Below are 12,020 nucleotides of genomic sequence, written 5' to 3'. Positions count from 1 at the left end.
CTCCGCGCCGTCAGCTGGCCGGAGGCGGGGATCGGCTGGCCCGCGTCCGGCCAGACCCACAACAAGAACAAGGGATATGCCTATGCTCGCGCTTCTCGGTCTGATCATGGTGGTGACCTTCACCTACCTGATCATGAGCAAACGTCTGTCGCCCATCGTGGCGCTCACCGTGGTGCCCATCGTCTTCGCCCTCATCGGTGGCTTCGCCCCCACCACCGGCAAGATGATGCTCGACGGCCTGAAGATGGTGGCGCCCTCGGCGGCGCTGCTGCTGTTCGCCATCCTCTTCTTCGGCCTGATGATCGACGCCGGGCTGTTCGATCCGCTGATCCGCAAGATCCTCAAGCGCGTCAACGGCGACCCGGTCAAGATCGCCATCGGCACCGCGCTGCTCTCGCTGCTGGTGGCCCTGGACGGCGACGGCACCACCACCTACATGATCACCTGCGCGGCCATGCTGCCGCTGTACAAGCGCATCGGCATGAATCCCATGGTGCTGGCGACCGTCTCCATGCTCTCGCTGAGCATCATGAGCGGCATGAGTCCCTGGGGCGGCCCGGCCACCCGCGCCATCGCCGCGCTGGGGCTGGATGCCACCGCCTACTTCATTCCCATGCTGCCCACGGTGATCGGCGGAGCGGCCTGGGTGGTCTTCACCGCCTACCTGCTGGGTCGCCGCGAGCGCGCGCGCATCGGCAACGTCGCCCTGGAGAGCGGCGGGGCGGCCGGCGGCAAGTGCTACATCGAGGAGATCCTCGGTGATTCGCCGACCAAGCGGCCGCGCCTGGCCTATGTCAACCTGGTGCTGGTGATCGCGGTGATGACCGCTCTGGTCATGGGCGTGATGCACGCCGCCATCCTGTTCATGATCGGCTTCGTGCTGGCGCTGATGATCAACTATCCGCAACTGGATTTGCAGAAGGAGCGCATCCTGGCCCACTCCGGCAATGCCATGACCGTGGTGCTGCTGGTGTTCGCCGCAGGCATCTTCGCCGGCATCTTTTCCGGCACCAAGATGGTCGACGCCCTGGCCCAGACCCTGGTCGACTGGATTCCGCCGGCCTGGGGCCACTGGTTCCCGCTGGTGGTGGCCATCACCAGCATGCCGCTGACCTTCGTGCTGTCCAACGATGCCTACTACTTCGGCGTGGTGCCCATCCTGGCCAACGCCGCCGCGGCCTACGGCATCGATCCGGTGGAAATCGCCCGCGCCTCGGTGTTGGGCCAGCCGGTGCACCTGATGAGTCCGCTGGTGGCCTCGACGCTGCTGCTGGTGGGCATGGTCGACCGCGACATCGGCGACTTCCAGAAGGCCACCGTCAAATGGGCGGTGCTGACCTCCCTGGTCATCACCGCCATCGCCCTGCTCACCGGTGCCATCTCCTTCTTCGTCTGACGCCGGCGGAGCAACTGTCTTTATCGCGGCCATGCCGGTGCGCCGTAGCGGCCGCTCCTACGGTGGCGTCCGTGCCTGTAGGAGCGGCCCATGGCCGCGATATGCGATCAAGACAGTTGCTCCTACAAAAGCATCAACCGCTGTGGGAGCGGCCTTATTACTGCTGCGTCGGAATGGGCTTGAGACCGCTGTCCTCGATGGCCTTGGCGGCGTCTTTCGAGGCCAGGTACTGCAGCAGGGCGCGCGCGGCATCCGGGTGCGTGCTCTTGCTGACCACGGCGCCGGAATAGAGGGTCATCTTTTGCGCCTGGTCAGGGATCAGGCCGACGATGTCGATGCCCTGCACCGGCTTCAATTCGCTCAGCTGCTGGAAGCCCAGCTGCGCCTCGCCACGGGCGACGACTTCGCCCACCGGCTCGGCGGGGATCATGCGCGCCTTGGCCTTGAAGGCATCGCTCAGCTGCATGCGCGGGAACAGGATGTGCGCCAGATAGACACCGCTGGCGCTGTCGGAATAGGCCACCGACTGGGCACTTTCCAGACTCTGCTTGAAGGCCTCCATGGTGGAGATGTCCGGCTTGATCGCGCCCTTGCGCACCGCCATGGCGATGAAGGATTGCCCCAGGTCGACCCGGCTGTCCTTGAGCGCCTGGCCGCTGGCGACCAGCTTGTCCAGCGCCGAACCCACCATCAGCACCACGTCGGCCGGCTCGTTGCGGGCCAGGCGCTGGGGGATGGCCTGGGGCGTGTCGCCCATGGACGGCGCGGCGGCGATGTCCAGTTTCACGCCAGTGGCCTTTTCATAGGCCGGGGCGACTTCGCGGATGGCGCCCATGATGCCGCCCGAGCTCAGCACCGTGAGGGTGGTGACGGGTTGCGCGGCCAGCAGTGGCGTGGAGGCCAGCAGCAGGGCGCCAAGGGCGAGGGTGGGCAGACGTCGAAACATGGTGAAGACTCCAGGGTGAAAAGACCGACGATAGACCGCGGGCGAGGCGGAAGCGCGTTAGTCCGAATGAAGAAAAATTTAATTTACCGACCTGGTCGTTTTCCCTAGGGTGTCCGGTCCGCCAGACCGGGCGCCAGATCCAGAGGCCATCATGACCCAGGCTTTGGTCATCGAAGACGACGAGGTGACCGCCCACGCCATCGCCAGCGAATTGCGGGCGCAAGACTATCAGGTACGTTGGGAAAGCACCGGCCGCGAGGGCCTGGCCGCGGCCATCGCCGGCGGCCACGACATCATCACCCTCGACCGCATGCTGCCGGACTTCGATGGCCTGACCATCGTCAGCACCCTGCGTGGCCTCGGCATCGCCACCCCGGTGCTGATGCTCAGCGCCCTGTCCGATGTCGACGAGCGCGTGCGCGGCCTGAGATGCGGCGGTGACGACTACCTGACCAAGCCCTTTTCCCTGGTGGAGATGATGGCCCGCCTGGAGGCGCTGCTCAGACGGCCGGGCGCGCAGTCCGCCAGTCACCAGTTGCGGGTCGGCGAGCTGACCCTGGACCTGATCGAGAACACCCTGACCCGTGCCGGCGAGGCCATCGCCCTGCTGCCCACCGAATTCAAGATCCTCACCTACCTGATGCGCAACGCCGGGCAACTGGTGACCCGCACCATGCTCTTCGAGCAGGTCTGGGGCTATCACTTCGATCCGGGCACCAACATCATCGACGTGCACATGGGGCGGCTCAGACGCAAGATCGAGCGGTCGGGGCGGCCGCTGGTGCATACCGTTCGCGGAGCCGGCTATGTCCTCGTCGTCCCGGACTAGGCGCTGGCGCTCGGGCAGCAGCCGCCTGCTGGCGCTCTATGCGCTGCTCTTCGTGGCCTGGGGCGCGGTCTTCACCGGGGTGCTCTACTGGCAGATCTCCGGTTACCTGGGCGCCGTGGCGGAGCGCACCCTGCTGCAGCGGGCGCACTACTACGGCAAGGTGGCCGATGCCGACCTGCTGGGCGAGCTGCAGGCCAGCGAGGTCTATTCCATGCCCGGTATCGACGCCTACGGCCTGTTCGAGGCCGATGGGCGCTATGTGGCCGGCAACCTGGTCAAGCTCCTGCGCAACCTGCCGGACGACGGCCGGGTGCACTACCTGCAGCGCGGCCTCAGGACCACCGACGCCCTGGACGAGACCCGCAGCAGCCATGCCTTTCTGCAGCGCCGCGCCGACGGCCGCATCCTGGTGCTGGCCCGCGACGGCGGCTCCATCTCGGCGGTGGGCGGCATCATCGGCCAGGCGCTGTTCTGGGGCCTGTCGCTGACCCTGATCCCCGGCCTGGTCGGCTGGCACCTGTTGCGGCGACGACCGCTGCGGCGCGTCGAGCGACTGCAACGCAGCCTGGAGCGGATCGTCGCCGGTCACCTGGAGGAACGCCTGCCACTGTCGCCGCGCCACGACGAGCTGGACATGCTGGCCGATGCGGTCAATACCACCCTGGTGCAGCTGGAGCGCTCGATGCACGAGGTGAAGGGCGTCTGCGACGGCATCGCCCATGACCTGCGCACCCCGCTGACGCGGCTGCGGGCGCGCCTGCACCAGCTGCAGCAACTGCCGCTGGCCGAACCCCAGGCCGACAGCCTCGGCGAGGCGCTGGCCGAGACCGAGGCCATCATGTCGCGCTTCCAGGGCCTGCTGCGCATCTCCGAGCTGGAGGACACCCGGCGGCGCATGGCCTTCGCGCCCCTGGACCTGGCCGCGCTGCTGCGCCAGGCCCATGACTTCTACGAACCCCTGGCCCAGGAAAAGGCCCAGACCCTGAGCCTGGAATTGGGCGAGGGGTTACCAGAGGTGCAGGGCGACGCCGAGTTGCTGTTCGAGGCGCTGGTCAATCTGCTCGACAACGCCCTCAAGTTCGCTCCCGAGGGGGGCAGGGTGCGGCTGGTGGCGCGTGGCGTCGGCCTGGCGGTGCGCATCGAGGTGATCGACGACGGCCCTGGCATTCCCGAGGCCGAGCGCGAGAGCGTGCTGCGCCGGCTCTATCGCGGCGATGCCAGTCGCCAGCAACCGGGCTATGGCCTGGGCCTGTCGCTGGTGGCGGCCATCGTGCGGTTGCATGGCTTCAGCCTGAGCATCGAGGCGGCCGAACCGGTGGGCGCGCGGGTGATCATCACCAGCGCCGGGTGAGGTACGCCTTCCTAAATTTTTCTTCATTTTGCTTCATTTGAGACCGGGGCAGGGCTCTCCCAGGATGGCGGGCCCCTCCTGCCACACCGGATCTGCCGCTCGTGAAACACCCCTTGCTACTGGGCCTCGCCGCCCTGGGTCTCGCCTGGCTCGGCCAGGTCGAGGCCGCGCCCGCCGCTGCACCCGCCGCTGCGCCCGCCGCCACCGTGCTGATTCCTTCGCCGCCCCAGCTCTCGGCCAAGGCCTGGGTGCTGATGGATGCCACCACCGGCCAGGTGATCGCCGAAGAGAATGCCCACGAGCACCTGCCGCCGGCCAGCCTGACCAAGCTGATGACCGTCTATGTGGCGACCCGCGACATCCAGGCCGGCCAGCTCAAGGCCGACGACCCGGTCACCGTCAGCGAGCACGCCTGGCGCACCGAAGGCTCGCGGATGTTTCTCGATCCGCGCAGCCAGGTGTCGGTCCACGATCTCCTGCAGGGTATCGTCATCGACTCGGGTAACGACGCCAGCGTGGCCCTGGCCGAGCACATCGCCGGCAGCAACGAGAGCTTCGCCAGCCTGATGAACGCCACCGCGCAGCGCCTGGGCCTGCACGACAGTCACTTCATGAATCCCACCGGGCTGCCCGACCCCGAGCACTTTTCCTCGCCCTACGACATGGCGCTGCTGGCCCGCGCCATCATCCAGGACGAGTCGGCCTACTATGAGCTCTATGCCAGGAAGTACTTTACCTGGAACGGCATCCGCCAACCCAATCGCAACCTGCTGCTGTGGCGCGACCACACCGTGGACGGCCTCAAGACCGGGCATACCGAGGCGGCTGGCTACTGCATGGTCACCTCGGCGCTGCGCGACGGACGCCGGCTGATCACCGCGGTGTTCGGTTCCAACTCGATCAACAACCGCGCGGCGGACACCCAGAAGCTGCTGACCTACGGCTATCGCTTCTTCGACAACCTGAGCCTCGACAAGGCCGGCGTCGCCCTGGGCACCCCGGCGATCTGGGAGGGCGAGCAGGCGACCCTGCCGGTGGGCGTGACCGAGGACGTGGTGCTGACCCGTCCCAAGGGCCAGCAACCACCCGAGCGCCGCCTGGTGCTGAACGAGCCGCTGGTGGCGCCCATCGCCCAGGGCGCGGTGGTCGGCCGCCTGGAGCTGGTGGAGGGCGACCGCGTCCTGCAGACCCGCCCGCTGGTGGCCCTGGAGGCGGCGGCGCAGGGCGGCTGGTGGTCGCGCTGGCCGGAGCACCTCTACCGGCTGGTGCTGCACTGGTTCGGCCGGGTCTGACCCGCGCGGGCGGCCTCAGGTCGCCTGCTGCAGGTGCTCGCGCAGAAAGGCATTCATCCTTTCCAGGGTCCAGCGCACGCCTGGCAGCACCCCGAGCATCTCGATGAAGCCATGGATCATGCCCGGCAACTCGTGGTACTCCACGGCGTTGCCGGCGCCGATCAGCGCCTGGGCGTAGAGGCGGGCGTCATCGCGCAGGGCGTCGCATTCGGCGCCGAAGATCAGCGCCGGCGGCAGGTTGGCGTGGGAGGGGGCATAGAGCGGCGAGACGCGCGGATCGCGGGAGTCCACGTCCTGGAGATACATCCCGGAGAAGTAGTCCATCATCGGCCGGGTCAGCGGCGGGACCTCCGCATTCTCGATCCGCGAGGGGTGGTTCCAGGCGTCGGGCGTGTTATCGACGCCAGGGTAGATCAGCACCTGGGCCTTGAGCCGGAGCGGTCCTTCGCGCAGGTGCAGGGCAGCCATGGCCGCCAGGCCGCCGCCGGCGCTGTCGCCGGCTACGGCGACGCGGTCGAGATCGAGATTCAGGGCGCTGCCGGCCTGGGCCAGCCAGTGCAGGGCGGCCAGCACATCGTCGGGGCTCGCCGGTGCCGGATGCTCGGGGGCGAGGGCATAGTGCACCGCCAGCACCGCAAAGCCGGTGCCCAGGGCGATCTGGCGGCAGAGCGAATCATGGCTGTCCAGGTCGCCGATCACCCAGCCGCCGCCGTGCAGATAGACCACCAGCGGGCGCGGTCGATCGTCTTCCGCATAGGGGCGGTAGAGGCGCAGCGGGATGGGACCGAGCGGACCGGGGGCGCTGAGTTCGTCCACCCGCGTTACCGGCGCCGGCGGCAGGCCAAGGGCGCGATTCAGCTGCACATAGGCGGCGCGCGCCTGCGCCGGGGTGAGGCTGTCCAGCGGCGGCTGCGGGTGGGCGGCCAGCTGCGCCAGCAGGCCGCCCACCTCGGGAGTGAGGCGCGCGAAGACGTCGGGCATGGGGCTTCTCCTGTGGTCCCGGGCGCCAGGATGGACGCCGGGTCGCCGCCAGCCTCGCCGCAGGCTTGGGGCGGGTCTATCGATCAGATGAACGATGGCGGCGGCTGTTGGACCTCGGCTAGCCCGCGGCCGTTGCGCGGTCGCGCCCGTGGCTGAGGGCGGCCTATCCTGCATCTGAACGATAGGCGCGCCGCCGCGGTACGGTAGACTCGGACCCAAGCCAGGCCCCGTCAGGGGGCCGGCATCCTACCCAGACAATCAAAACAATGGGGGTAGCATGGATCAGTCAGCCGTCGTTTCCTGCAGTGTGCCCAGCGACGTGGTCGCCCGCTTCAGCCAGGTCGTCCTGGCGCTGCAAGCCCGCCTGCGGGGCGGGGCCATCACCGAATTCCATGCCCAGGCCCTGGCGCAGCTGCAACGCCTGGTCGCCTTCGACAAGGCCTGGTGGGGCAACTCCGCCTGGCGCGACGGCGTCCCCGTGGCGCACAGCACCTTTCTGCTGGGGCTGCCCGGCAGCTATACCCGCGAATGGGATGCCCTCAAGGCCGACGACCGCACCCTCGGCGACCTGCACCTGGTGCAGGGACGCTGCCAGGTGTTCGACTGCCGCGACCTGACGGCCTCGCCGAGTCTGGCCGCCCTGGGGCAGCGGTATGGCCTGGCCCATGGCCTGCGCATCGTGCTCACCGACGACCAGACCCGCCTGGGCGTGCACCTCACGCTGTTCCGCGAACATCCCGCCACCCCCTTCACCGCCATGGAATGCCAGCTGGTGGAATGGCTGATGCCGCACCTGCTGCATGCCGAGCGCGAGAGTTGCCTGCGCACCCTGGCGACCCTGAGAGACAGTCAGGGCAGCTTCGACGAACTGGCCCTGGCGGTGTGCGATCGCTATGGCGTGCTGCTGTCCATGGAGCCCGGCTTCGCCGCCCTGCTGGCGGGAGAGTGGGAGGGCTGGCAAGGCAATCGCCTGCCGCCCGCCTGCGATCCCCAGGGCACCTACCAGGGCCGTACCCTGCAGCTCGATGCCCAGCCACTGGGCGATCTGCTGCTGCTCAAGGCGCGCCGGCGCAGTTCGGCGGAACGCCTCAGTGCCCGCGAGCTGGAAGTGGCCCAGTGCTTCGCCCTCGGCCAGACCTACAAGGAAGTCGCCCGCAACCTGGGCATGGCGCCGGCCACGGTCCGCCATCACCTGAGGCGCATCTACGAGAAGCTCGGCGTCAACCGCAAGGCGCAGATCGCGCAACAGGTCGCCGCCGCGCCGGACTGATCTCCCCCTGATCCCTATGCCAAGACCGGGCGCCTCGCGTGCCCGGTGAGGCCTCGCTCGCCCGCTCGAAAGCCCTGAGGAATCCCGCCATGCCGTCTTTGCCCGGAATGCTGACCCGCGCCGCCGTCCTGTCACTCGCGGCGCTGGCCGCCACCACCCACGCCACCGAAAAGGGCATGCCGACCACCGCCGCAGGGGTGCAGGACTTCGGCGCCGGCTTCATGCCGCCGTCGACGCCCGTCGGTACGATCGGCATGCGCTTCAGCGACTACCAGGCGCGGGTGATCAAGGACAGCCATGGCCGGGACGATGGCAACGATTTCAACATCAACGTCCTGGCCATCGGCCTGGCCTATCTGCGCATGACCGATCAGCAGCTGTTCGGGGCGCGCTACGGCTTCGGCGCGGTCTCGGTGTTCTTTCGCATGGATGCGGACCTCGGTATCAACGCCGGCGGGCAGCGGGTGTTCAGCGACAGCGCCGAGCTGTTCCGCCCGGCCGACCTGCAGCTGATTCCGCTGATCCTCGCCTGGGAGCCGGCGCCCGGCGTCGGCATCAACACCCAGCTGTCGATCCAGGCGCCCACCGGCGACTACGACAAGAATCGCCTGGTCAGTCCCGGGACCAACCACTGGACGGTCTCGCCGATCTTCAACGCCAGCTACATCAGCCCCAGCGGACTGGAGCTGTCGTCCAGCTTCCAGGTCGACATCAATGCGCGCAACTCGGCCACCGACTACCGCAGCGGGGTGGAGTATCGCCACGAATTCGCCGTCGGCCAGCACGTCGGTCCCTGGACGGCGGGGCTGGGCGGCTACTATTACCGCCAGCTCAGCGACGACGACGCCCCCGGCCTGACCCATGGCAACCGCGCCCGCACCCTGGCGCTGGGGCCGGCGCTCAGCTACTTCGACCCCGCCTCTGGGCTGCCGGCCATCTGGCTGCACGCCTACAAGGAATTCGAGACGCGCAACCGGGCGGAAGGCTATACGGTGGCGCTGAAGATCGGCGCCAGCTTCTAGCAAGGTGGACTAGCCGCCCATCATCTCGCGCACCCGCGCCGCCAGGGTGTCCACGGCGAAGGGCTTGGTCAGGATCTCCATGCCGGGGTCCAGGTGGCCGTTGCCGATGGCGGCGTTCTCGGCATAGCCGGTGATGAACAGGGTCTTGAGACCCGGGCGTGACTGGCGTCCCGCATCGGCCATCTGCCGGCCGTTCATGCCACCGGGCAGACCGACGTCGGTGATCAGCAGATCCAGGTGCACATCGGACTGCAGGATCTTCAGGCCGGTGAGGCTGTCGGCGGCTTCGATCACCGCGTAGCCGAGGTCTTCGAGGATATCCACCACCAGCATCCGCACCGTTGGCTCGTCGTCGACGATGAGCACCGTCTCGCCCTGGGCGCTGCCGGCCATGTCCAGGTGCGTGGCCAGGTCTTCGTCGGCCGGCGCCTCGCCCAGGTAACGCGGCAGATAGATGCACAGGGTGGTGCCCTGGCCGACTTCGGAGTAGAGCCGCACCTGGCCGCCCGACTGGCGCGCGAAGCCATAGATCATCGACAGGCCCAGACCGGTGCCCTGGCCGATGGGCTTGGTGGTGAAGAAGGGCTCGAACACCCGGGCCGCCACCTCGGGCGGGATGCCGACCCCGGTATCGGTCACGCACAGCGACAGGTACTGGCCTTCCGGCAGCTCCTGGGCGCGGGCGGTCTCGCGATCCATCCAGCGATTGGCGGTCTCGATGGTGATGCGGCCGCCGTCGGGCATGGCGTCGCGGGCATTGATGCACAGGTTGAGCAGGGAGTTTTCCAGCTGGCTGGGATCCACCAGGGCGGGCCAGAGGCCGGCGGCACCGACCGTCTCGACCTGGATGCTCGGACCCACGGTGCGCTGGATGAGGTCGGTGAGGCCATCGATCAGCTGGTTGACGTCCACCGGTCGTGGCGCCAGGGTCTGACGCCGGGAAAAGGCCAGCAGCCGGTGGGTGAGGGCGGCGGCGCGCTTGGCCGCGCCCTGGGCGGCCACCAGGTAGCGATCGAGTTCGCGCAGCCGACCCTGGGCGATGCGCGTCTCCATCAGTTCCAGCGCGCCGGAGATACCGGCCAGCAGGTTGTTGAAGTCGTGGGCGAGGCCGCCGGTGAGCTGGCCGACGGCTTCCATCTTCTGCGCCTGGCGCAGCTTTTCCTCGGCCTGCATCAACTCGGCCGAGCGTTCGGCCACGCGCACCTCCAGGGTGTCGTTGAGGGTGCGCAGGGCGGCCAGGGCCTTGTCGCGCTCGGCCTCGATGGCGCGCCGCTCCTCGACGTCGATGAGCACGCCGGGAAAGCGCAGCGGCGTGCCGTCGGCGGCATGGTCGACCCGGCCGTTGGCCTCGATCCAGTAGTAGTGGCCGTCGGCGCGGCGCACCCGGTACTGATGGGCGAAGGATCCGGCCTGGGCGATCACCACCTCGATGGCCCGGGCGAGGCCCTCCTTGTCATCGGGATGGACGTTGGTGACCACCTGCGCCAGGCTCAGGCCCTCGCGGCCCAGCTGCGGATCGAGGCCGAAGACCGTGGCGAAGGCTTCGTCCACGGTGAATCTGTCGGTCGGCAGGTCCCAGTGCCAGGTGCCGATGATGGCGCCCGCGGAAAGCGCCAGCTGCACGCGCTCGATGTTCTCCCGGGCCAGGGCCTCGCTGACGCGCAGCCGTTCCTCGGCGTTGCGCCGCTCGGTCACGTCGCTGAAGAGGATGGCGATCTGGCGCTCGTCCGGGTCGCCGACCCGCACGGCGCGCACATCGAACCAGCGTTCGAAGGTGTTGGCGTAGTTCTCGAAGGTGGCCGGTTCGCCGGTCTTGGCCACATGGCCATAGGTGTCGAACCAGAACTGCTCCAGGTTGGGGGCGAACTCGGTCACCCACTTGCCGCGCAGATTGACCCCGGCCTGGCGTTCGAAGGCCGGATTGGCCTCCAGGAAGCGGTAGTCGATGGGCTTGTCGTCGGCATCGAACTTGACCTGGACGATGGCGAAGGCCGAGCCGATGGTCTCGATGATGGCGCGAAAGCGCTCTTCGCTCTTGCGCAGGGCGGTTTCCGCCGTCTGCAGCTGACTCATGTCCAGCATGGCGCCGATCATCCGCGTGGGGCGGCCGTAGACATCACGGATCACCCGGCCGCGGTCGAACACCAGCGCATAGGAGCCGTCCGCACGCAGAAAGCGGTATTCGTCGGTCCAGACCAGGCCGTCGCCATCGATCACCCCATGGATGGAGGCGTCGATCCGCGTGCGGTCGTCCGGATGGATCTGGGCGAGCCACCAGCTGCCGGTAGAGTCCACCGCTTCCGGGGCGTGGCCATAGGCCGTGGTCAGGGCTTCGTTCCAGCGCACCTGGCCGGTGCTGAAGTCCCAGTCCCAGATGGCGTCGTTGGTGGCTTCGGCCACCAGCCGGTAGCGTTCCTGGGTTTCCTTGAGCGCCAGGCCCGCCAGGTGTTCGACGGTACGATCGCGCAGGATCTTGACGAACCCCAGGGGCTCGCCGTCGTCGTCGGTCAGGGCCATCATCTCGCCCGAGGCCCAGAAGCGCTGGCCGTCCTTGCGCAGGTGCCAGCGCTCATCCATGGCGCTGCCATCCCGCAACGCCTTGGCCATCTCGTACGCGGCACGACGGTTGGCCCGGTCTTCAGGGGTGAAGAAGCGCGAGGCATCCTGGCCGATCATCTCCTGGGCGGTCCAGCCCATGACCTGCTCGGCGCCCGGATTCCAGTCCGTGATGAGCCCCTCGCGGTCGCAGACCACGATGGCGAACTGGGTGGTGCTTTCCAGTACGGCGCGGCTGCGTGCCTTGCTGGGGCGGCGGGGGGCGTCTTTGTCCGGCAGGGCCTCCTGCAAGGCGGCGCGCAGGCGCAGCACCTCGGCTTCGAGTTCGGCGCGCGTCAGCGTGGCCAGGGGTCCCTCACTCATCTTGCTGGGCATCC

9 protein-coding genes are annotated in these 12,020 nt (G+C 68.3%); 6 read left to right on the top strand and 3 right to left on the bottom strand.

Going from position 1 to position 12,020, the window contains the following annotated elements; all coding sequences use genetic code 11:
- Positions 1-82 precede the first annotated feature (82 nt).
- Entirely contained in the window at positions 83-1,396 is a 1,314-nt protein-coding gene (locus DBY63_RS19925) for a citrate:proton symporter (protein ID WP_027602121.1), read from the top strand.
- A gap of 157 nt (positions 1,397-1,553) precedes the next feature.
- Here DBY63_RS19925 and DBY63_RS19920 read toward each other — a convergent pair whose 3' ends face one another.
- On the bottom strand, positions 1,554-2,342 hold the full coding sequence (locus DBY63_RS19920) for a substrate-binding domain-containing protein (protein ID WP_108582657.1): 789 nt from the start codon (positions 2,340-2,342) through the stop codon (positions 1,554-1,556).
- 151 nt (positions 2,343-2,493) lie between these two features.
- On the opposite strand from DBY63_RS19920, the gene DBY63_RS19915 reads away from it, so the two are divergent.
- The 3 genes from DBY63_RS19915 (at position 2,494) to DBY63_RS19905 (ending at position 5,814) form a co-directional block, all read left to right on the top strand.
- Positions 2,494-3,171: a response regulator transcription factor gene (locus tag DBY63_RS19915; protein ID WP_027599584.1), complete on the top strand. Its 678-nt coding sequence runs from the start codon at positions 2,494-2,496 to the stop codon at positions 3,169-3,171.
- Entirely contained in the window at positions 3,149-4,522 is a 1,374-nt protein-coding gene (locus tag DBY63_RS19910; RefSeq protein ID WP_108582656.1) for a HAMP domain-containing sensor histidine kinase, read from the top strand. The genes DBY63_RS19915 and DBY63_RS19910 overlap by 23 nt, the downstream gene beginning before the upstream one ends.
- A 134-nt stretch (positions 4,523-4,656) precedes the next feature.
- Positions 4,657-5,814 (top strand): D-alanyl-D-alanine carboxypeptidase family protein, encoded by a 1,158-nt coding sequence (locus tag DBY63_RS19905; RefSeq protein ID WP_232104545.1) that lies wholly within the window; start codon positions 4,657-4,659, stop codon positions 5,812-5,814.
- 15 nt (positions 5,815-5,829) lie between these two features.
- Here DBY63_RS19905 and DBY63_RS19900 read toward each other — a convergent pair whose 3' ends face one another.
- Positions 5,830-6,795 (bottom strand): alpha/beta hydrolase, encoded by a 966-nt coding sequence (locus DBY63_RS19900; RefSeq protein WP_108582654.1) that lies wholly within the window; start codon positions 6,793-6,795, stop codon positions 5,830-5,832.
- 277 nt (positions 6,796-7,072) lie between these two features.
- On the opposite strand from DBY63_RS19900, the gene DBY63_RS19895 reads away from it, so the two are divergent.
- Together DBY63_RS19895 and DBY63_RS19890 are read left to right on the top strand one after the other, a co-directional pair.
- Positions 7,073-8,065, top strand: coding sequence for a helix-turn-helix transcriptional regulator (locus DBY63_RS19895; protein WP_108582653.1), 993 nt, complete (start codon positions 7,073-7,075; stop codon positions 8,063-8,065).
- Positions 8,066-8,154: 89 nt separating this feature from the next.
- The gene (locus tag DBY63_RS19890; protein ID WP_042133836.1) at positions 8,155-9,087 is read left to right on the top strand and encodes a transporter; all 933 of its coding nucleotides are present in this window, start codon (positions 8,155-8,157) and stop codon (positions 9,085-9,087) included.
- A 9-nt stretch (positions 9,088-9,096) separates the two neighbouring features.
- Here the strand turns inward: DBY63_RS19890 and DBY63_RS19885 are convergent, their stop codons facing one another.
- Positions 9,097-12,006 (bottom strand): PAS domain-containing protein, encoded by a 2,910-nt coding sequence (locus DBY63_RS19885; RefSeq protein WP_108582652.1) that lies wholly within the window; start codon positions 12,004-12,006, stop codon positions 9,097-9,099.
- Between the last annotated feature and the right edge of the window lie 14 nt (positions 12,007-12,020).

Source organism: Pseudomonas sp. RIT411, assembly GCF_003057735.2.
In the GTDB taxonomy this organism is placed as follows: Bacteria; Pseudomonadota; Gammaproteobacteria; order Pseudomonadales; family Pseudomonadaceae; genus Chryseomonas; species Chryseomonas oryzihabitans.
Note: the sequence above shows the minus strand (reverse complement) of the source record. Positions and strands in the feature narration are given on the sequence as shown.